Below are 21,390 nucleotides of genomic sequence, written 5' to 3'. Positions count from 1 at the left end.
GAACGGTCCGTACGAGACTCGAACTCGTGATCTCCGCCGTGACAGGGCGGCGTCATAACCAACTGGACCAACGGACCATAATTGCGGGAGCTGGATTTGAACCAACGACCTTCGGGTTATGAGCCCGACGAGCTACCGAACTGCTCCATCCCGCGATAATTAAAAGGAGGATGAGGGATTCGAACCCTCGCGCGCTTTGACACGCCTAGCGGTTTTCAAGACCGCCCCCTTCAGCCACTTGGGTAATCCTCCATATTAAATTAAAAGTAAAGTCCAAATGGACCTTGTAGGACTCGAACCTACGACCAGACGGTTATGAGCCGTCGGCTCTAACCAACTGAGCTAAAGGTCCAAGTCACTATCGCGGCAGGGGGAATCGAACCCTCGACCTCCCGGGTATGAACCGGACGCTCTAGCCAGCTGAGCTACACCGCGATCTGTAAATAAAACTATAAAATTTTATTCAATCGGGAAGACAGGATTCGAACCTGCGACCCCTTGGTCCCAAACCAAGTGCTCTACCAAGCTGAGCTACTTCCCGAAATATGCACCCAGTAGGAGTCGAACCTACAACCTTCTGATTCGTAGTCAGACACTCTATCCAGTTGCGCTATGGGTGCAAAAGTGCCGAGGACCGGGATCGAACCGGTACGGTTATCACTAACCGCAGGATTTTAAGTCCTGTGCGTCTGCCAATTCCGCCACCCCGGCATAATAAATGAATTGGCAAAGCGGAAGACGGGATTCGAACCCGCGACCCCCACCATGGCAAGGTGATGTTCTACCACTGAACTACTTCCGCAGGAATGCCGACTAGAGGATTCGAACCTCCGACCCCCTGTTTACAAGACAGATGCTCTGCCAACTGAGCTAAGTCGGCATAAAAGCCATAAATTTTAAAGGTCCAAACATGATTAATTTCATGAATGGAGGATACAGGGCTCGAACCTGTGACCTCCTGCTTGTAAGGCAGATGCTCTCCCAACTGAGCTAATCCTCCATAATGCGTGGCAACGTCCTATCCTCGCAGGGGGCGATCCCCCAACTACTTTTGGCGTGCAAAAGCTTAACTGCTGTGTTCGGCATGGGAACAGGTGTATCCTTTTGGCAGTCATCACCACACAATTTAACTGTGAGAACTTCGTTCTCTCAAAACTAGATAATATTTTATTCTTCCGTGAGAACAACCTTACTTGGTTAAGTCCTCGACCAATTAGTACTAGTCCGCTCCATGCATCACTGCACTTCCACTTCTAGCCTATCTACCTGATCATCTTTCAGGGGTCTTACTTCCATAAAGGAATGGGAAATCTCATCTCGAGGTGGGTTTCACACTTAGATGCTTTCAGCGTTTATCTCATCCATACATAGCTACCCAGCGATGCGCCTGGCGGCACAACTGGTACACCAGCGGTATGTCCACTCCGGTCCTCTCGTACTAAGAGCAGATCCTCTCAAATTTCCTACGCCCGCGACGGATAGGGACCGAACTGTCTCACGACGTTCTGAACCCAGCTCGCGTACCGCTTTAATGGGCGAACAGCCCAACCCTTGGGACCAACTACAGCCCCAGGATGCGATGAGCCGACATCGAGGTGCCAAACCTCCCCGTCGATGTGAACTCTTGGGGGAGATAAGCCTGTTATCCCCAGGGTAGCTTTTATCCGTTGAGCGATGGCCCTTCCATACGGTACCACCGGATCACTAAGCCCGACTTTCGTCCCTGCTCGACCTGTAGGTCTCGCAGTCAAGCTCCCTTCTGCCTTTACACTCGTCGAATGATTTCCAACCATTCTGAGGGAACCTTTGGGCGCCTCCGTTACTGTTTGGGAGGCGACCGCCCCAGTCAAACTGCCAACCAGACACTGTCTCCCACCACGATCAGTGGTGCGGGTTAGAGTGTTCATACAGCGAGGGTAGTATCCCACCAATGCCTCCATCGAGACTAGCGTCCCGACTTCTATGGCTCCTACCTATCCTGTACAAGCTATACAAACACCCAATATCAAGTTACAGTAAAGCTCCATGGGGTCTTTCCGTCCTGTCGCGGGTAACCTGCTTCTTCACAGGTATCTCAATTTCACCGAGTCTCTCGTTGAGACAGTGCTCAGATCGTTACGCCTTTCGTGCGGGTCGGAACTTACCCGACAAGGAATTTCGCTACCTTAGGACCGTTATAGTTACGGCCGCCGTTTACTGGGGCTTCGTTTCTGGGCTTCGCCGAAGCTAACTCATCCACTTAACCTTCCAGCACCGGGCAGGCGTCAGCCCCTATACTTCATCTTACGATTTTGCAGAAACCTGTGTTTTTGATAAACAGTCGCCTGAGCTTTTTCACTGCGGCTGCACATAGTGCAGCACCCCTTCTCCCGAAGTTACGGGGTCATTTTGCCGAGTTCCTTAACGAGAGTTCACTCGCTCACCTTAGGATACTCTCCTCGACTACCTGTGTCGGTTTGCGGTACGGGTAGTTAACTACTAACTAGAAACTTTTCTCGGTAGTGTGACGTCAACGACTTCCCTACTAAATTTCGGTCCTCATCACACCTTGTCAACCCGGGATTAAGCATTTGACTCAACCCCTGACTTAGTGTTTGAACATTCATATCCAACAGAATGCTTCGTTTAGCCTCCTACGTCCTTCCATCGGTCAAACATAGTTAACTAGTACAGGAATCTCAACCTGTTATCCATCGCCTACGCCTCTCGGCCTCGGCTTAGGTCCCGACTAACCCTGGGAGGACGAGCCTTCCCCAGGAAACCTTAGTCATATGGTGGATCAGATTCTCACTGATCTTTCGCTACTCATACCGGCATTCTCACTTCTAAGCGCTCCACCAGTCCTTACGGTCTGACTTCATTGCCCTTAGAACGCTCTCCTATCACGTAACAAAGTTACGTCCACAATCTCGGTAATATGCTTAGCCCCGGTAAATTTTCGGCGCAGGATCACTCGACTAGTGAGCTATTACGCACTCTTTAAATGGTGGCTGCTTCTGAGCCAACATCCTAGTTGTCTATGCAACTCCACATCCTTTTCCACTCAGCATATATTTAGGGACCTTAATTGGTGGTCTGGGCTGTTCCCATTTCGACGGTGGATCTTATCACTCATCGTCTGACTCCTGGATATAAATCAATGGCATTCGGAGTTTATCTGAATTCAGTAACCCAAGACGGGCCCCTCATCCAAACAGTGCTCTACCTCCATGATTCTAAACTCCAAGGCTAACCCTAAAGCTATTTCGGAGAGAACCAGCTATCTCCAAGTTCGTTTGGAATTTCACCGCTACCCACACCTCATCCCAGCACTTTTCAACGTACACGGGTTCGGCCCTCCGGTGTGTTTTACCACACTTTCAGCCTGGACATGGGTAGATCACCTGGTTTCGGGTCTATCACAACATACTCGAACGCCCTATTCAGACTCGCTTTCGCTACGGCTCCGACTTTTCATCTTAACCTTGCATGTTATCATAACTCGCCGGTTCATTCTGCAAGAGGCACGCTATCACCCATTAACGGGCTCTAACTGCTTGTAGGCACATGGTTTCAGGAACTATTTCACTCCCCTTCCGGGGTGCTTTTCACCTTTCCCTCACGGTACTGGTTCACTATCGGTCACTAGGGAGTATTTAGCCTTGGGAGATGGTCCTCCCGGATTCCGGCAATGTTTCACGTGTATTGCCGTACTCAGGATCCTGAACTGAGGGAATTAGATTTCGTCTACAGGGCTATCACCTTGTGTCGCAGAACTTCCCAGATCTTTCGACTATCTAATTCTTTGGTAACTCAAATGTTCAGTCCTACAACCCCATCGAGTAAACTCGATGGTTTGGGCTGTTCCCCGTTCGCTCGCCGCTACTGAGGGAATCGAATTTTCTTTCTCTTCCTGTGGGTACTTAGATGTTTCAGTTCCCCACGTCTGCCTCTTGATGAGTATGAATTCGTCATCAAGTAATAATCGATAAAAATTATTGGGTTTCCCCATTCGGAAATCTCCGGATCAAAGCTTACGTACAGCTCCCCGAAGCATATCGGCGTTAGTCCCGTCCTTCATCGGCTCCTAGTACCAAGGCATCCACCATGCGCCCTTAATAACTTAACCTATTACCACGAAGTGGTATTTGGTTAATTGAGTAAATACGAATAAACTATTTAAAAAACTCAAAATAACGCGGTGTTCTCGGTTGAAATTGTATTTAATACAATTCAATAATTTGGAAAAATTAAAATATTATCTAGTTTTCAAAGAACCAAGTTTGATACATTGTGTCAATGGAGAATAGCGGGATCGAACCGCTGACCTCCTGCTTGCAAAGCAGGTGCTCTCCCAGCTGAGCTAATTCCCCATACCATTTAAACTGATTACTAACGCAATCAATAATGGGCCTAAATGGACTCGAACCATCGACCTCACGCTTATCAGGCGTGCGCTCTCACCAACTGAGCTATAGGCCCAAAGAAGCGTGGTTCCATAGTTTGAGAGTAGACCTCTCAAAACTAAACAAAACTATGACTGCGTAAGATTCCGAATTATTCCTTAGAAAGGAGGTGATCCAGCCGCAGGTTCTCCTACGGCTACCTTGTTACGACTTCACCCTAATCATCAGTCCTACCTTAGGCGGCTTGCTCCTCAAAAGAGGTTACTGCACCGACTTTGGGTATTACTAACTCTCATGGTGTGACGGGCGGTGTGTACAAGACCCGGGAACGTATTCACCGTGGCATGCTGATCCACGATTACTAGTGATTCCAACTTCATGCAGGCGAGTTGCAGCCTGCAATCCGAACTGAGAACGGCTTTAAGAGATTAGCTTGACCTCGCGGTTTCGCGACTCGTTGTACCGTCCATTGTAGCACGTGTGTAGCCCAGGCCATAAGGGGCATGATGATTTGACGTCGTCCCCACCTTCCTCCGGTTTGTCACCGGCAGTCTCACTAGAGTGCCCAACTAAATGCTGGCAACTAATAATAGGGGTTGCGCTCGTTGCGGGACTTAACCCAACATCTCACGACACGAGCTGACGACAACCATGCACCACCTGTCATCCTGTCCCCGAAGGGAACGGCTAATCTCTTAGCTTTGCAGGAGATGTCAAGGCCTGGTAAGGTTCTTCGCGTAGCATCGAATTAAACCACATGCTCCACCACTTGTGCGGGTCCCCGTCAATTCCTTTGAGTTTCAACCTTGCGGTCGTACTCCCCAGGCGGAATGCTTAATGCGTTAGCTGCGGCACTAAAGGGCGGAAACCCTCTAACACCTAGCATTCATCGTTTACGGCATGGACTACCAGGGTATCTAATCCTGTTTGCTACCCATGCTTTCGAGCCTCAGCGTCAGTTACAGACCAGACAGCCGCCTTCGCCACTGGTGTTCTTCCATATATCTACGCATTTCACCGCTACACATGGAGTTCCACTGTCCTCTTCTGCACTCAAGTTTCCCAGTTTCCGATGCACTTCTTCGGTTAAGCCGAAGGCTTTCACATCAGACTTAAGAAACCGCCTGCGCTCGCTTTACGCCCAATAAATCCGGACAACGTTTGCCACCTACGTATTACCGCGGCTGCTGGCACGTAGTTAGCCGTGACTTTCTGGTTAAATACCGTCACGATGTGATCATTTCCTATCACACCCGTTCTTCTTTAACAACAGAGTTTTACGAGCCGAAACCCTTCTTCACTCACGCGGCGTTGCTCCATCAGACTTGCGTCCATTGTGGAAGATTCCCTACTGCTGCCTCCCGTAGGAGTATGGGCCGTGTCTCAGTCCCATTGTGGCCGATTACCCTCTCAGGTCGGCTACGTATCATTGCCTTGGTAGGCCATTACCCCACCAACTAGCTAATACGCCGCAGGTCCATCCTAAAGTGATGCAAACGCATCTTTTAAACAAAAGCCATGCGGCTTTTGTTGTTATGCGGTATTAGCACTTGTTTCCAAATGTTATCCCCCGCTTTAGGGCAAGTTACCTACGTGTTACTCACCAGTTCGCCACTCACTTCGATGTTAAGTCAAGTTAATGCAAGCATCAACTATCATTAACGGAAGTTCGTTCGACTTGCATGTATTAGGCACGCCGCCAACGTTCGTCCTGAGCCAGGATCAAACTCTCATCTTATGATGAAAAGCTTAACGTTAGCTCTTCTTAATTTTGTTACTTTAAAGCGAATTGACTTCGCATAAGTTTTTTGTACTTCATATTAAATATGAAGTTCCTTACACAGTTTTGTCATAATTTTGTTCAGTTTTCAAAGATCTACTTTGCTGTGTCGCTCTTAACGACAACTATTTAATAATATCAAATCATCAACACAATGTCAACAACTTTTTAAAATTAAATTTTTAAGGTTAATTACTAAGTGCTTTGAAGCACTCAGCAATTGACAACGTTTTATATATTATCAAAAGTAAATATTCTTGTCAACAACTTTTTTTAAGAAGTTTAGATAAAAATAAGAACCAACGAATTGATAACGTATCAAAACGATGATTCTTATATTACACTAGTATTCAAAAAATGGCAACAACTTTTTTAAATTATATTACTTTTTCAATTCAGGAGCATCAGTTTTATAATCACCCATAGTTGATTTACCACCATTCTTATCCATTAAACTAGTATGTTCATTTTCATTTCGTTCCTTCAAACTTGATAGTCCAGCACTTGGTTTATAGTTATACTGGCTACGGTCAACAGTCTTAAATCCATCTAGATGGTGGAATCTTAATAAATCACCTAAAATTACCCTATCAGATAAGGATAATTCCGTATTAACATGATTTTGATCAGCTTGAATTTGCTTTTTCTGTTCAGAATTTGGCGTTATTTTCTCACCAGTCTTCGTTAAATAAACATTTCCTCCAGTTACGGTATATTCTGGAGTAACAAAGTCACCATCCCTAAATGCGACAATTTGATTCCGATTAGTTGATAATAAATCCTGTCCAAATTGAATTGTATTGTTATCCTTAATCCCTAACAAGTGAAGAATTGTTGGTAATACATCAATTTCACCACCATAGGTATGATCAATTTTACCCTTAAGATTATTACCATAAATCATGAATGGCACCTTTTGGAATTGAGCAAGGTCATAACTATTAATGCTCTTCTTATTTAATAGCTGAGCAATTGCCGGACGGTGATTATTAGAAATCCCATAATGATCACCATATGCCACAACGATACTATTCTTTAATAACCCTATCTTATTCAAGTAATTCATAAACTCACCAAAAGCCTGATCTAAATAATGAGCCGTTTGAACGTATGGATCAACAGTATTATCCCCAGTCTTAGTGGCAGGGAAACTTTGATTTTGCTTGTCTAAAATATAAGGATAATGATTAGTTAGAGTGATTAATTTAGCATAAAATGGCTGCGGTAACTGTTGAATGTAATTAGCAGCATCCTTAAAGAAAATCTTATCCTTCAAACCATATCCGACACTATATGAAGGTTTCTCCTTAAAGTAATTAGAGTCAAAAAAGTACTGGTATCCCCATGATTTATAAGTGTTCTCACGATTCCAAAAACTTGGAACATCGCCATGCATTGCAGCAGTTGTATAGCCATGTTGATCTAAAATAGCTGGTGCAGCTTGAAATGTATTTTGCGTTCCATAAGTGACCATTGCAGAACCCTGTGGCAATCCAAACAATGAATTTTCCAACATCATTTCAGCATCTGAAGTTTTCCCCTGAGCAACTTGATGATAGAAATTATCAAATGAAATCGTATGTTTACCGTGGTAGAACTTATTTAAATTTGGTGTAACTTCCTTTCCATCAACTTTATAATCAATTAAAAATTGTTGGAAACTTTCCAAATGAATAATAAAAACGTTTTTCCCTTTTTCCTTGCCAAAATATTTAACATTGGCATTAGCCTGATTGTGCTTTAAATAGTTAAGAACACTATCTAAATCACTAGCCTTCGCCTTAGACCTTGTTCTACTTTCCTTTTGAGTTTGGTATGCATTAAATGCAGCATACTCATTCATTCCTAGGTACTTAACAATGTAATTATTATCGAATGAGCGGGTCAATAAACCAGAACGATCAGCATTTGCAATACTATATTCACCAAACATTAAAACGAATGATAAGACCGTTACTGCAAACGCATTTCGAATCTTATAAGGGCGTTTATCAATTTTAATAATTTTAAATGATAATAATAATATTAAAACAATCACGTCTAAAAAGACAATGAAATCAATCGGATGAATAATCTCTGCCAAACTCTTTCCTAAGTTATTTTGAACATCGCCAGAACCCTTAATAATCCCAAAGGTCAAGAAATCAGAAAATTCACGGTAATAAACAATGTTAGCAAATAACCAGATTGATTGAATCAAATCCATTAATAGCATTAACCAATATGATAGGCGGCCCCTAAAGTAAAGCGCAATCCCAAATAACAGAATTCCAGCGGGTAAGGGATTTACAACTAACAAAAATTGTTGCAAGGCGCCCTTTGCACCTAATGTAAATTCAACTTGATAGGCGAAATAAGTTTTCGCCCAGAATAAAAACAAAACAAGGATAAAGAATCCTAACCTAGAATTTAGGAATCGATTTCCATTCTTAACCTTCTTAATATGACTAGACATTATATAGTGCCTCCACTAATTGTTATATATTTAATTTTTTATGATCCTTATTCCTAACCCGGTCAGGCTTAATGAATAAAGCAATCGTTCCCAATATCATTCCCAGATAATAAGTTAAAATTCGCCATAAAACAAGTGCTAAAACTAACTTACTACTATTAACAATATAACTTTTAAACAGCATTTCAAAACTATATTCGGCTCCACCGGCTCCGCCTGGAATTGGAAATAGCGAAATGATCATTACAATTAAAACGTGTAGACTAACAATCATAACAATGTTAGCTTGATCATAACCCAACGCAAGCATAATAAAATAGGGAACCAGATAATACAATAGTAATTGGAAAAAAGTAATTACAGCAATTTTAAATAGTAACTTCCATTTTCTAGCAATTCTAACGCTTTCACTATAAAAGTTATCAATTTTTTGATTTAATACCGTTTGCCATTTTAGGTATCGTTCGGCACTCACAAATAATTTAGCTGGTTTCATAATTCCATTCACAAATTTTTTAGTGAAGCCATGCCAATACATTATCATCAACAATACAATAATTACTATCAAATGAATTATAAACCCAAATAATACAAATAACGATAAATAATGTAGCTTTTCAGCAATGTAATGAAAGCCGATGAATAAACTAAATATGAAGTTAATTACAATCATTGCCTGATAGACAACGAACTTCATCAAAAGGACTGAGCTAGCCCTACCGCCATCAATTCCAGTTTGAATCATAACTACCAATTGAGCTGGCTGACCACCTGAAGAAAATGGGGTAATCCCATTAAATAGTTGCTCAACTAACGGCACCCGAATGGCATCCCTAAAAGTAAAATGATTCCCACCTTGGTCTTTAACTAGGGTATGGGTAATCCAAGATTCAAAACCAAAATAAGCAAACATACAAGCGGTGGCAACTGCCATCCAAATCCAATTAATATTAAAAAAATCGGCAATTAATAAGTTGATATTAACATCCCTAATGAAATACCAGAAAATCAGGATTCCAATCAGAAACATGCCAACGAGCGATAATAAATTTCTTCTTGTCATATACTACCCCTTTTTTGCTTGCTCGATATAAAATGAATGCCAAATTTTAGCTAAATGATCTTCTGAATAATAATTAGACGCCTCAATTGATTTTTTACCCATTTGAACTAATAACTTCGGATCATTAATTAGCCTATGGAGTTGATCGTTTAGCTGATTAAAATCATCAAACGATTGATAATATCCCTCAATAATTACCTTATACAAATCTAGATTTCTCAATAATACCGGTTTCCCACACGAAAATGCCTCAAGGACCGACATTGGAAATAATTCATTAAATGAAGGTAGCAAAAACAAGTCACACATGTTATAAAAATCAACTAATTTTTTACGATCCACAATTCCAGGAAACGAAAGATTCTGAGGTGGATTATCCACAATTTGCTTTAATTCCTTATATCCATCCGTGATTTGACCGAATGAAAAACCACCGGCCCAAATGAATTGAATCGTTGGATTTTTACGAGCTAATTTTGCAAAATCTAAAATACCCTTTCTGGTCTGTACTTGCCCCGTGCCAAGAACAATGAAATCATCTGAGGAATAGCCAAATTGTTGCTTTAACATTGATTGCTGGCTCTGATTAGCAGGATAGAATTCATCCTTACTAACAAAATTAGGAATGTAGGTGATTTTATCCCTATCAATTCCATATTTAGCTAGTTTATCAATAAACATCGGATTTACGACCACAATATGATCCATTCGTTTATAAAAAGCAATTACATACCTATAAAAGAACTTTCTAATCAACCAAGGCATTTTCAAACTACCTTCCAAAGTTTCTGGAAGAAAATGAACGTAGCCAATTTTGCGTCCTCGTTTTTTAAAAAAAGTTGAAATATAAAACGTCGGATTAATGGTGTGGTAGTGACTAATATCAGAACTAATCCAATCATTAATTCGAATATCGAACTCGTTGGAAAAATGGGCATTAAGCATTGCAATCAATTCATCATATGCGCTTCCCACACCCTGACCCTTTACCTTATCAGCGGTTGAAAACATATTAATTTGTAACATTTCTTACATCCTTTAATAATCAATTTCAGCAGAATCATCAATGGTTTCTTCATATTCTAACTGTGAGCTACGATAAAATTGGACAATTTGCTTTGCAAAATTATCAGCAGAAATATTGTTAAGCTTTTGTTTACGTAATTCCTCAGATACAACCCGGTATCTTTCAGGATGAATTAGGTATTCATGCACGTCGTCAACAAATTGCTGTTCAGTTGAGAAAGTCATCCCCAATGATTTATCATTCAATAAATCATCAGTATAAGCACTCTTGACAACGATAACTTTGACTCCAGCAGCCATTGCTTCAATATAAGTTAATCCTTGTGACTCAGAATTAGAGGTAGACACAAATATATTTGCCATATGATAATAATGATTAACATCATCATTATTAATCTCACCCACAAAGATGATTGATTGCTCTAAATTAAGTTCTTTAACTTGGGCTTCTAATGCATCACGAGCTGGTCCATCCCCCACAATTACCAACTTAACATCTGGATTTAATGCAATAATTTTAGGCATTGCATCAATCATTTCATTAATGTTCTTTTCAAATGCTAATCGACTAATTGAAAGTAGTACGGGAGTGGAATCAGCAAAACCAAATTTAGCCCGAAGATTTTGATGATCAATTTGGTCATACTTAGAAACATCAATTCCAGTGGGAATGACCCTAATTGGACTCTTAACCCCATATGATGTTAGTGCGTCTAACACTCGTTTACTAGGTGCAACTACTCCGGTCATATTATGACAAAAGGCAAGGGTTGCTTCCTTAACATGCACCGGCTTTAACAGCTTCCCGTTTGCAACGTAATGTAGATAATCTTCATACATCGTATGATAGGTATGAAGACATGGAATTCTTAAATTCTTAGCAACGAATTTACCAATAATCCCCATTGAAAATTCAGTCTGCGTATGGATAATGTCTAAATTCAGCTTTTTTGCAATTTGATATGCTTGAAATAATCCACGAATTGCAATTCTTCGATCTGAAAACGAAATAAATGGAATACTGGAAAATCGAAAGATATTCCGTTCATAGGTTTCCTTGTCAACATGGGGGTCAGTAGTCGTAAATATGTAGACTTGATGACCATCCTTTTCTAGTTGATTTTTAAGTGTTTTGATAGAAGTAGCTACCCCACTTACCTGTGGAAAATAAGTGTCAGTAAATATTCCAATATTAATTTTATCCACTTCCTTTCAGTTATAATGAACATGCTTCCTAAGGCCGCTATATCATTAGTATTATATGGTTTTGATGGTTAGTTTGCAAACAACCACCAATTTTAAAAAGAGCGCTATCCCGCTATTGAAGGGGGATAACACTCTTTTAGCATTGCTGTTGTTAAATTTTATCTAAGAAATCATTTAGCTTTTGAACGACTTCATCAGAAGTCGCAGCATTTGTAATTACATCATTAACAATCTTTTTAGCATATTTAGAATCAATTTGACTAATCAATTTCCTGATTTTTAAAATTGAATCACTATTCATTGAAAAACAGTCAACTCCCATTCCAACTAATAATGGAACGGCAAGACGAGATGAGGCCATTTCACCACAGATACTAACTGACTTTCCTTCAACGTGAAAAGCATCAACTACATACTTAAGAATCCTTAAAACAGCAGGATTTAATTGTTGATATAAATCAGCCACCCGACTATCCATTCGATCAGCAGCCATAATGTATTGAACTAAATCATTAGTCCCAATACTAACCACGTCAACCTCTTTAGCAAATTCATCAGCTAACAATGCTGCTGACGGGACTTCAATCATCACTCCAAGGTTAACGCTGCCCATATTTTGACCATCGCGTTTCATAGCAGCTCGTTCCTCATCATATATTTTACGAGCACGCCGATATTCATGAATGGTTGAAATCATAGGGAAAATAATTGAAATTTCACCATAACTAGACGCTCGAATTAATGCACGTAGCTGGGTCCGAAATAACTGGTCGGCACTTAAACTGACCCTAATACCACGAATTCCCAGAGCTGGATTTTCTTCATCAGGCAATTCAATTCCATTAAGCTGCTTATCATTTCCAATATCTAAAGTGCGGAATACAGTGGGCCGGCCGTTCATTCGAAAAACCGCTTTGCGATAACTTTCAAACTGCTCATCTTCAGTAGGGAGATGCTGTTTCCCTAAAAATAAAAATTCGGTCCGATAAAGACCGATTCCCTCAGCAGATGAATTAGTAGCCGCTACAAGATCATTATCATTGCCAATATTAGCTTCAATACTTAACTGTCGACCATCTTGAGTAGTGGTTAGCTTTTCTTTAAAATTAACTAATTTTTTCATTTCAATATGAAAAGCCCGACTTTTTTTATGGTATTCAATAATTTGTAACTGAGTAGGGTTAACAATAATCATCCCGGATAATCCATCTACTATTAACTGATCATCGTTACGAATACCATTAATTGCACCCTTAGCCCTTAAAATCATCGGTAGTTTGAGAGTTCGTGCCATAATCGTAGAATGTGAAGTCTGAGCGCCAAACTCAGCAATAATCCCCTTAACGTATTTTCCATTTAGTTGGGCAATATCACTAGGTGTAATATCCTTAGCAACAATGATTACTGGCCGGTCCACAAGTGATAAGTCAGGTAATTTAACGTTGAGCAAGTGACTTAGTACCCGTCTTTTAATATCGATCACATCACTTGTTCGTTCCCTAATTTGAGCTCGCATCCAAACATTAGTAACGTTGGATTTAAAAAGATGAATAAAGTTATTAGAAGTAACATCAAGCGCTTTTTCAGCACAAACGCCCTTGTCTAAAATCAACTGCTCAATTGAACTAATAAAATCAGGGTCGGAAAGCATTTGAATATGGGATTCAAACACCATTCCCTCTTTGTTACCCAAATCATCAACAACGCTCTTCTTAATCGCAGATAATTCATTAATTGATGCCCTTAGTGCATCATGTAATCTATTAATTTCTGCTTCCTTATTCTTAACAGTAACTTCAGGAAACGATAAATCAGGCTCAATAATTTTATAAGCCCGTGCAATCGAAATTCCCTCGCTAGCAGAAATTCCCTCTATTTTGTGCATTTTTAGTCAGATAAACCCTCTTTTTTTAGGGTTGCAGTGACAGCATCCAAAGCATCCTTTTCATCATCACCATCAGCAGAAATGGTAATTTCTGCATTTTGGCCAACCCCAAGTGACATAACCCCCATAATTGATTTTAAATTGACCTTCTTGCCATCATACTCCAAGTTAATATCAGAAGAATACTTACTTGCTGATTGAACTAACAATGTCGCAGGTCTTGCGTGAATTCCGGTTTCAGCAATGATTTTAAATTGACGTTGTTCCATTATTCATCCTCCTAATTTAAATTACTATTTAATTAGAAATAAATAAGTAATTTCATGTTTTCTTAATTATAACATATCTATAACTACTTTAACTTAAAACGACCTTAAATCCAATTGAATCATTTAATGTGATTCAAAATGATAAACGACGTTTCCATCTCGTGAAGCAACTCCTACGACCCGTTTACGACTTTCAAAATCCATAAATGCAGCTTGAAAGTCCATAAATGATTTTGGATCAACTTCAATCTTATCAATTTGACCATTTTTTAGTTGTTCCAAAAGCTCTCGATAATTCTTAATCAAAAGATCACCCCTTTGTTTCCAATATTATTATATTGAATTAATCTGCTCATTTTCAAGAAATAAAAACATTTGGCTATAAAATCAAATTGCTTGAATCAAATTTAGTAAGCGGTATAATGATGCTACATGGTCAGTAAAGGTCAAACTTATATTGATCAACTAAACGAAAGGGAGGGTAGCAATATGTTGTGTCAAAACTGTCATAAAAATGAGGCTACCATTCATTTATATGTTAGTCAAAATGGTAATAGGCAGCGAATTGACCTATGCCAAAATTGCTATCAACTTTTAAAAAATGAAAGAAATGGAGGTGCTAATATGGCACAAGATCCATTTGGATTTGGAGATTTAAACGATATCTTCCGTTCAATGCAGGGTAGTGGTAATCAGGGACAAAAGCCCGATTCACCACGCCCACAAAGCGCAAATAAAACTGGAAACGGAAATAGTGTATTAGCTAAGTTCGGTATTAATATGACCCAATTGGCTAAGGACGGTAAAATTGATCCAGTAATTGGTCGGGATGGTGAAATCAAACGGGTAATTGAAATTTTGAACCGTCGTACTAAGAACAATCCCGTCCTAATTGGAGAAGCTGGGGTCGGTAAAACCGCAGTCGTTGAAGGACTAGCCCTTGAGATTGCTTCTGGTAACGTTCCAGCTAAATTACGTGAAAAACAGGTGATTAGATTAGATGTTGTTTCACTAGTTCAAGGAACTGGTGTTCGAGGTCAATTTGAAGAAAGAATGCAATCGTTAGTAAAGGAAGTTCAAGCAAATCCTAACATTGTATTATTCATTGATGAGATTCATGAAATTATGGGCGCCGGAAATGCTGAAGGTGGAATGGATGCTGGAAACGTATTAAAACCAGCCCTTGCTCGTGGTGAATTTCAATTAATTGGAGCTACGACCTTAAATGAATATCGAAACATTGAAAAGGATGCAGCCTTAGCACGGCGTTTCCAAACCGTTACGGTTCAAGAACCAGAACCCAAAGAAGCAGTTAAAATTTTAAAGGGAATTCAAAGTAAGTATGAATCATACCATCATGTTAAGTACTCTGCAGAGTCCATCAAAGCAGCGGTAAAGCTATCTGATCGCTACATTCAGGGTCGTTTTCTTCCAGATAAGGCAATTGATTTAATCGATGAAGCTGGTTCTAGAAAGAATTTGACAATTAACGTAGTTGACCCTAATGAAATCGAAAAACAAATTACAGATGCTGAAAACCAAAAGAAAAATGCCCTCGCTCAGGAAGACTATGAAAAAGCAGCTTACTACCGAGACCAGGTCAATAAATTTAAAGATGCCAAAAAGCAAAACCATGGTACCGACGAAAAGACCCCTGAAGTAACCGTAAGGGATATTCAAAAAATTGTCGAAGAAATCACTAACATTCCAGTTGGCGAACTTCAGACAAAGGAACAACAACAACTAAAGAATCTGGGTAGTGATTTGAAATCTAAAATCATTGGTCAAGATACTGCGGTTGACACCGTTGCAAAGGCCATTAAACGTAACCGGGTCGGCTTCAATGGAACCGGACGTCCGATTGGATCATTCTTATTTGTTGGAACCACTGGCGTTGGTAAGACTGAACTTGCTAAACAGTTAGCCAATGAACTCTTTGGTTCTGAGGATGCAATGATTAGATTCGACATGTCTGAATACCGGGAACCACATTCAATTTCTAAATTGATTGGTTCACCTCCTGGCTACGTTGGTTACGAAGAGGCAGGCCAGCTCACTGAAAAAGTTCGGAGAAATCCTTATAGTTTAATTCTATTCGATGAAATTGAAAAGGCTAATCCGGACGTATTACATGCCTTCCTTCAAATTCTAGATGATGGTCGTTTAACCGATTCGCAAGGACGGACGGTTTCATTTAAGGATACGGTCATTATTATGACTAGTAATGCTGGAACTGGCCGGGTAGAAGCTAACGTTGGGTTTGGCGCAAGCTCAACTGGTAAATCACATTCTGCTTTAAATCATCTCGGTGATTATTTCAAGCCAGAATTTTTGAACCGGTTCGATGATATTGTTGAATTTAACCCACTTTCAAAGGAAAGTTTGAAACGGATTGTAAGTTTAATGCTTAATAACATGAATCAAATGCTTTCTCAACAAGGAATTCACGTTGATGTTAGTGATGGTGTTAGGGATAAAATTGTTGATTTAGGATATAATCCCGCAATGGGAGCAAGACCACTACGGAGATTAATTCAAGAAACGGTTGAGGATCAAGTAGCTGATTTTTATCTTGATCATCAAGATGTCACTCATTTAACCGCAACCCTTAGTCCTAAGCATGAAATTACCGTTAAGCCTGCAACTAAATAATCATTAATAAATAAAGCGTTACTCATTAGAGTAGCGCTTTATTTATACATATTATAGTTTAGTCATTAATTCCACATCAGGATATTTATCATGGAACCAACGCTCAGCAAATGCATTTTCGAATAGAAATAATGGCTGATCGTGAATATCCCTAACTAAAATATTTCTGGATGATGACATTTTTTCATCTAACTGGTCAGGTCTGATCCAACGAGCTGTTTTATGGCCTAGTGGTTCCATTACCACTTCTGAATTGTATTCATTTTGCATTCTAAATTGGAACACCTCAAATTGAAGTTGACCAACTGCCCCTAAGATATAATCACCAGTCGAATAGGTGGTATATAATTGGACAGCCCCCTCTTGCACTAGTTGATGAATCCCCTTATGAAATGATTTTTGTTTCATTACGTTCTTAGCAGAAACACGCATGAATAATTCTGGAGTAAACTGAGGAAGTGGCGGAAATTTAACTGCCTGTTTCCCATTAAAAATGGTATCACCAATTTGAAAATTACCGGTATCATAAAGTCCTATAATATCACCAGCAACTGCCTTTTCAACATTCTCACGGGTGTTAGCAACAAATTCAGTAACGTTAGATAGTCGCAACTTCTTATCAGTTCGTTGGAGGACGACATCCATTCCTCGGTCAAACTCACCAGAACAAACCCGTACAAATGCAATTCGATCTCGATGTCTAGGATTCATATTAGCTTGAATCTTAAAAATAAATCCAGAAAATTCCTGATTATCTGGCTCTACTTCCGTATCATCCAAGGTGTTTTCATGTTCACCAGGCTCTGGTGCAAAATCCAAGTAAGCATTCAAAAATGTCTCCACCCCAAAATTAGCAAGTGCTGATCCGAAAAAGACTGGTGTTTGATCACCACTTTTAATTTTATCTAAATCAAATTGATTTCCAGCTTCTTGAATTAAATCCATGTTCGATTTAGCATCTTGATACACTTCATCGTCAGGTAAGTCACTGGCTACAGTTAAATTCCCATCATCATCAAGTGGCAGGTATTTTTCACTATTTTCATCTGGACGGTAAAGCGCCACCCGCTTATTATAACGGTCATACAATCCTCGTAACACACGCCCTGATCCAATTGGCCAGTTCATTGGATACCCTTCAATCCCCAATACATCTTCCAATTGGCTAATTAATTCCATGGGATCCCGACTATCACGATCCATTTTATTCATAAATGTAAAAATAGGAATTCCACGCATTTTACAAATCTTAAATAGTTTTTTAGTTTGTGCTTCAATCCCCTTTGCAGCATCGATTACCATCACTGCTGAATCGACCGCCATTAGGGTCCGGTAGGTATCTTCTGAGAAATCTTCGTGTCCAGGGGTATCCAAAATATTGATTCGCTTGCCCTGGTAATCAAATTGCATCACTGAACTGGTAACTGAAATCCCACGTTTTTGTTCGATTTCCATCCAATCTGACTTAGCAAAGTTACCGCTTTTCTTCCCCTTAACGGTTCCGGCTTCTCGCACGATTCCACCATATAGAAGTAATTGTTCAGTAATCGTTGTTTTCCCAGCATCCGGATGGGAAATAATTGCGAACGTTCTCCGTTTTGAAACGCTCTGATCTAGTGTGTTAGCCATATTAAAATCCCTTCTAATTTAAAACATTAAAATATAATAAACGTATTGGAACTAAAAAGTCTATCTAGATAATCAAGATAGACTTTTTAAAATTAAGATTTCCAATTATCAGAATCCTTAATCCCAAGATCCTTTTTAATTTTTGAAGTTGAAATTCCTTCAGTCCGGGGAAGATAGACCACTTCACAGTATTCCTTAAGGAAGTCAAACTTGCCCTTCCAATCATCCCCCATTACAAATACATCAATGTCATTTTCTTGGACATCTTTAATTTTTTGATCCCAGCCACTTTCTGGAACAACTTTATCCACATAACGAATTGCTTCTAATACATACTTACGATCCTCAAATGAGGTATATGCTTTCTTACCCTTTTCGGCATTAAATTCATCACTCGAAAGGCCAACCATTAAATAGTCGCCTAATTCTCGAGCTCGTTTCAAAAGTCTAACATGACCCTTGTGTAATAAATCAAAGGTTCCATAAGTAATTACTTTTTTCATTAATAAATTCTCCTAATATTGTTAATGGTTTTATTCTATCACATTTTTCCAACCAATATTATTTTCTGGGGTCGTTTTTTATTTCATAGTTATGTTGAACTAACCAAATGTTGTATAAATATTGAACCACTACTTTTACAACTGCATATAGTGGAATTGCTAAAATCATTCCAATTAATCCAGAGATGTTTCCAGCAGCTAGTAGAATAACGATAATTGTTAGTGGGTGAATCTGCAAGCTTTTCCCAATTACATTTGGATATACCAAATTTCCATCTAGTTGTTGTACGATCAATACCACGATAATCACATAGATTACCTGGGTAACACTATTCGAAAATGCAACTAGTAGTGACGGTAAAATACCAATATATGGTCCAACGTATGGAATAATATTACATACTCCCGCAAAAACACCAAGTAATAGGGCATACTTCTGGCCAATAAACACATACCCTAGGGACGTAAAAATACCGACAAAGAGACATTCAATCATCTGACCACCAATATAACGAGCAATTGTTTCATTCATTTTGCCTAGCAATGAAATGGTCTGTTTCTGATGATCGGCAGGAATCATTTTTTTAATTGTTGGCATTAATTTATGACCATCTTTTAGCATGTAGAATAGAATTACTGGAACCGTAATAATCACAATAACAACACTAGTGGCCATTGAAATGATGTTCCCCAAACTAGTGGTAACACTACTCAAAACATTTTGAGTATAATTAGTTAAATAAGTTTGAATTTGATTAATATAATCAGTAATATCAATATTTTGTAACCACCCGTGATTAGTAATATCCTCAATTGTTTTTTCAGTTGATTCGGCAACATCTGGTAATTGGTTAAAGAGATTAGTAACCTGGGTAAAAATATTTGGTATAAATGATACTCCTAGGTAAACAAGTGCGCCCAAGAAAGCAATGAAAATAATTGCCACAGCGGTGGTTCGACCAACCCTAAATTTTTTATAGTGAATTTTCATTAATAACTCAACGATTGGATTTAACATGTAAAATAACGCTCCTGCAACTAGGATCGGAACAAAAACGGTTGAAATAAAAATACCAATGGGTGAAAAAATAAAGCTAATTTTATTGCAGAAGTAAATAATTGCTACCACAATCAAAATCTCTAACGACCAAAATAACAATTTTGATCGTTTAAAATGTTCATTCATTATTAATGAATCCCCCTATCCTTGTTCATCAATCAAGCGGTCAATATCTTCAAGTGCAAATCCATTTCGATAAAGAAATTGCTTGGTTTTATACTTTCGATTTCGTTCATCTAATCCACGGTAGCGATGCCACGTCTTTTCAAATTGCTTTGCTAGGACCGCAGCTTGATTATCAGGATCTGGTTGAAAGGCAGCTCGATCAATAATTTCATTAATTGTATCAAAAGTATAGCCCTTTCTGACCAATCCATTCTTAATTTTAATCATTACCTGATTGAATGAATCATTCCGATAACGTTTAAACATCTTATTCGCCTGATGTAAGCCATTGTTAATTAAATCATCATCACCATAGTAAGCGTCCAGAGCGCATTGGATGCGGTCAGCTGTAATTCCTTTTTGTTTTAGATGTTGTGTAATTGCGACTGGCCCCTTATCCATAATGCGAACTTCACTACGAACATAACTATTAGCATAGTTTTGATCATTTAATAATAAATTATCGTGTAATTTTCGAATTACTAACTCTATTATATCTAAATCATCAACCTGTGTCTTCAACTTATCGACAACTTCTTTTTCAGTCCGTAGTTGACTTGCAATGTAGTTAATGGCTTTTTGATAAATTTTATCAATTTGTTCTGCATTCAAAATTTGTTTTTCCAACGGTTCATCAATTTCCATATCTTTAACCAATTGAAACTGAATCAAAACGTTCTCACTAACTGGAAATGCATAGTGGCCATCGATAAAAATATTAAACCGCCCCTTCCTCTTTTGGGCGGTAATTTTAGTAATCTTTGATTGCATTTAAAATAACTCCTATTGTTTTTAATCCTAATATACGCTAATATTTTAATTAAGATTTTACGAAGGGAACGATGAATAATAATGAAAGCACACGTTGTGTTTGCCACAATTACTGGAAATAACGAGGACGTTGCAGATATTGTTACAGAAGGACTAGAAGACCTTGGAGTAACCGTTACTGAAACCGAAATCTCACAAACTGATCCCAATGAATTTTTAGATAGCGACATTTGTGTTGTGTGTCCCTATACTTATGATGAAGGACACCTACCAGAAGAGGGGCTTGATTTCTTCGATGATTTAAAAACCCTCGACTTAAGCGGTAAGGTATATGGGGTTGCTGGGTCTGGTGATGAGTACTACGAAGAATTTTATAACGTTGCAGTGGATGCGTTCAGCGATGCATTTAAACAGGCACATGCAACTCAGGGTGCTGATAACGTTAAAATTAATCTTGAACCAGAAGATGACGATATTAAAACCCTTGATCAATTTGCAGCACAATTAGTTAAATCAGCTAATCGATAATTAGCTAGGACCA

Annotated in this window: 13 protein-coding genes, 13 tRNA genes and 3 rRNA genes; 2 read left to right on the top strand and 27 right to left on the bottom strand. The window is 39.2% G+C overall.

Annotation, left to right across the window (positions count from 1 at the left end; translation table 11 throughout):
- Window positions 1-3 precede the first annotated feature (3 nt).
- The 23 genes from MOO44_RS05860 to MOO44_RS05750 form a co-directional block, all read right to left on the bottom strand.
- Window positions 4-77 (bottom strand) — tRNA-Asp (locus MOO44_RS05860).
- A 4-nt stretch (window positions 78-81) separates the two neighbouring features.
- Window positions 82-155: transfer RNA gene (locus MOO44_RS05855), tRNA-Met, on the bottom strand.
- Window positions 156-164: 9 nt separating this feature from the next.
- A tRNA-Ser gene (locus tag MOO44_RS05850) sits at window positions 165-252 on the bottom strand.
- Between the two features lie 26 nt (window positions 253-278).
- Window positions 279-352: transfer RNA gene (locus MOO44_RS05845), tRNA-Ile, on the bottom strand.
- Window positions 353-361: 9 nt separating this feature from the next.
- Window positions 362-435 (bottom strand) — tRNA-Met (locus tag MOO44_RS05840).
- A gap of 32 nt (window positions 436-467) precedes the next feature.
- A tRNA-Pro gene (locus MOO44_RS05835) sits at window positions 468-541 on the bottom strand.
- A 5-nt stretch (window positions 542-546) separates the two neighbouring features.
- Window positions 547-620 (bottom strand) — tRNA-Arg (locus MOO44_RS05830).
- Window positions 621-625: 5 nt separating this feature from the next.
- Window positions 626-711, bottom strand: a tRNA-Leu gene (locus MOO44_RS05825).
- A gap of 19 nt (window positions 712-730) precedes the next feature.
- Window positions 731-802: transfer RNA gene (locus MOO44_RS05820), tRNA-Gly, on the bottom strand.
- Between the two features lie 5 nt (window positions 803-807).
- A tRNA-Thr gene (locus MOO44_RS05815) sits at window positions 808-880 on the bottom strand.
- A 47-nt stretch (window positions 881-927) separates the two neighbouring features.
- A tRNA-Val gene (locus tag MOO44_RS05810) sits at window positions 928-1,000 on the bottom strand.
- A 5-nt stretch (window positions 1,001-1,005) separates the two neighbouring features.
- A 5S ribosomal RNA gene (gene rrf, locus MOO44_RS05805) occupies window positions 1,006-1,122 on the bottom strand.
- 71 nt (window positions 1,123-1,193) lie between these two features.
- Window positions 1,194-4,108 (bottom strand): 23S ribosomal RNA (locus MOO44_RS05800).
- A gap of 171 nt (window positions 4,109-4,279) precedes the next feature.
- Window positions 4,280-4,352, bottom strand: a tRNA-Ala gene (locus MOO44_RS05795).
- A 35-nt stretch (window positions 4,353-4,387) separates the two neighbouring features.
- Window positions 4,388-4,461, bottom strand: a tRNA-Ile gene (locus MOO44_RS05790).
- A gap of 86 nt (window positions 4,462-4,547) precedes the next feature.
- Window positions 4,548-6,123, bottom strand: a 16S ribosomal RNA gene (locus MOO44_RS05785).
- The 16S, 23S and 5S rRNA genes sit together here with 13 tRNA genes alongside, the layout of an rRNA operon.
- 424 nt (window positions 6,124-6,547) lie before the next feature.
- Window positions 6,548-8,620, bottom strand: coding sequence for an LTA synthase family protein (locus MOO44_RS05780; protein WP_260116221.1), 2,073 nt, complete (start codon window positions 8,618-8,620; stop codon window positions 6,548-6,550).
- Between the two features lie 22 nt (window positions 8,621-8,642).
- Window positions 8,643-9,683, bottom strand: coding sequence for a lysylphosphatidylglycerol synthase transmembrane domain-containing protein (locus MOO44_RS05775; RefSeq protein ID WP_260116220.1), 1,041 nt, complete (start codon window positions 9,681-9,683; stop codon window positions 8,643-8,645).
- A 3-nt stretch (window positions 9,684-9,686) separates the two neighbouring features.
- Window positions 9,687-10,709 (bottom strand): glycosyltransferase family 4 protein, encoded by a 1,023-nt coding sequence (locus MOO44_RS05770; RefSeq protein WP_260116219.1) that lies wholly within the window; start codon window positions 10,707-10,709, stop codon window positions 9,687-9,689.
- Window positions 10,710-10,721: 12 nt separating this feature from the next.
- Window positions 10,722-11,906 carry a glycosyltransferase family 4 protein gene (locus tag MOO44_RS05765; protein ID WP_260117310.1) on the bottom strand — a complete coding sequence of 395 codons (1,185 nt, stop codon included), beginning with the start codon at window positions 11,904-11,906 and terminating at the stop codon, window positions 10,722-10,724.
- Window positions 11,907-12,066: 160 nt separating this feature from the next.
- On the bottom strand, window positions 12,067-13,800 hold the full coding sequence (ptsP, locus tag MOO44_RS05760; protein WP_260116218.1) for a phosphoenolpyruvate--protein phosphotransferase: 1,734 nt from the start codon (window positions 13,798-13,800) through the stop codon (window positions 12,067-12,069).
- A 2-nt stretch (window positions 13,801-13,802) separates the two neighbouring features.
- Entirely contained in the window at window positions 13,803-14,069 is a 267-nt protein-coding gene (locus MOO44_RS05755; RefSeq protein WP_260116217.1) for a phosphocarrier protein HPr, read from the bottom strand.
- Window positions 14,070-14,192: 123 nt separating this feature from the next.
- Window positions 14,193-14,375, bottom strand: a complete 183-nt coding sequence (locus MOO44_RS05750; RefSeq protein ID WP_260116216.1) for a hypothetical protein — start codon at window positions 14,373-14,375, stop codon at window positions 14,193-14,195.
- 183 nt (window positions 14,376-14,558) lie between these two features.
- On the opposite strand from MOO44_RS05750, the gene MOO44_RS05745 reads away from it, so the two are divergent.
- Window positions 14,559-16,721, top strand: coding sequence for an ATP-dependent Clp protease ATP-binding subunit (locus tag MOO44_RS05745; protein ID WP_260116215.1), 2,163 nt, complete (start codon window positions 14,559-14,561; stop codon window positions 16,719-16,721).
- Between the two features lie 51 nt (window positions 16,722-16,772).
- Here the strand turns inward: MOO44_RS05745 and MOO44_RS05740 are convergent, their stop codons facing one another.
- From MOO44_RS05740 to recX, 4 genes are all read right to left on the bottom strand, one after another.
- Entirely contained in the window at window positions 16,773-18,350 is a 1,578-nt protein-coding gene (locus MOO44_RS05740) for a peptide chain release factor 3 (RefSeq protein WP_260116214.1), read from the bottom strand.
- Window positions 18,351-18,442: 92 nt separating this feature from the next.
- Entirely contained in the window at window positions 18,443-18,853 is a 411-nt protein-coding gene (tagD, locus tag MOO44_RS05735; RefSeq protein ID WP_260116213.1) for a glycerol-3-phosphate cytidylyltransferase, read from the bottom strand.
- 58 nt (window positions 18,854-18,911) lie between these two features.
- Window positions 18,912-20,039, bottom strand: coding sequence for an AI-2E family transporter (locus MOO44_RS05730; RefSeq protein ID WP_260116212.1), 1,128 nt, complete (start codon window positions 20,037-20,039; stop codon window positions 18,912-18,914).
- A gap of 15 nt (window positions 20,040-20,054) precedes the next feature.
- Window positions 20,055-20,849: a recombination regulator RecX gene (gene recX, locus MOO44_RS05725; RefSeq protein WP_260116211.1), complete on the bottom strand. Its 795-nt coding sequence runs from the start codon at window positions 20,847-20,849 to the stop codon at window positions 20,055-20,057.
- A gap of 78 nt (window positions 20,850-20,927) precedes the next feature.
- On the opposite strand from recX, the gene MOO44_RS05720 reads away from it, so the two are divergent.
- A complete protein-coding gene (locus MOO44_RS05720; protein ID WP_260117309.1) occupies window positions 20,928-21,377 on the top strand; it encodes a flavodoxin in 450 nt (149 codons plus the stop codon).
- Window positions 21,378-21,390: the final 13 nt, after the last annotated feature.

Origin of the sequence: Nicoliella spurrieriana (assembly GCF_023380205.1) — a bacterium.
Classification (GTDB): domain Bacteria; phylum Bacillota; class Bacilli; order Lactobacillales; family Lactobacillaceae; genus Nicoliella; species Nicoliella spurrieriana.
Note: the sequence above shows the minus strand (reverse complement) of the source record. Positions and strands in the feature narration are given on the sequence as shown.

Coding starts and splice junctions, on each gene's coding strand:
- MOO44_RS05780 (WP_260116221.1), bottom strand. CDS start 8,620: ATGTCTAGTCATATTAAGAAGGTTAAGAATGGAAATCGATTCCTAAAT.
- MOO44_RS05775 (WP_260116220.1), bottom strand. CDS start 9,683: ATGACAAGAAGAAATTTATTATCGCTCGTTGGCATGTTTCTGATTGGA.
- MOO44_RS05770 (WP_260116219.1), bottom strand. CDS start 10,709: ATGTTACAAATTAATATGTTTTCAACCGCTGATAAGGTAAAGGGTCAG.
- ptsP (WP_260116218.1), bottom strand. CDS start 13,800: ATGCACAAAATAGAGGGAATTTCTGCTAGCGAGGGAATTTCGATTGCA.
- MOO44_RS05755 (WP_260116217.1), bottom strand. CDS start 14,069: ATGGAACAACGTCAATTTAAAATCATTGCTGAAACCGGAATTCACGCA.
- MOO44_RS05745 (WP_260116215.1), top strand. CDS start 14,559: ATGTTGTGTCAAAACTGTCATAAAAATGAGGCTACCATTCATTTATAT.
- MOO44_RS05740 (WP_260116214.1), bottom strand. CDS start 18,350: ATGGCTAACACACTAGATCAGAGCGTTTCAAAACGGAGAACGTTCGCA.
- tagD (WP_260116213.1), bottom strand. CDS start 18,853: ATGAAAAAAGTAATTACTTATGGAACCTTTGATTTATTACACAAGGGT.
- MOO44_RS05730 (WP_260116212.1), bottom strand. CDS start 20,039: ATGAATGAACATTTTAAACGATCAAAATTGTTATTTTGGTCGTTAGAG.
- recX (WP_260116211.1), bottom strand. CDS start 20,849: ATGCAATCAAAGATTACTAAAATTACCGCCCAAAAGAGGAAGGGGCGG.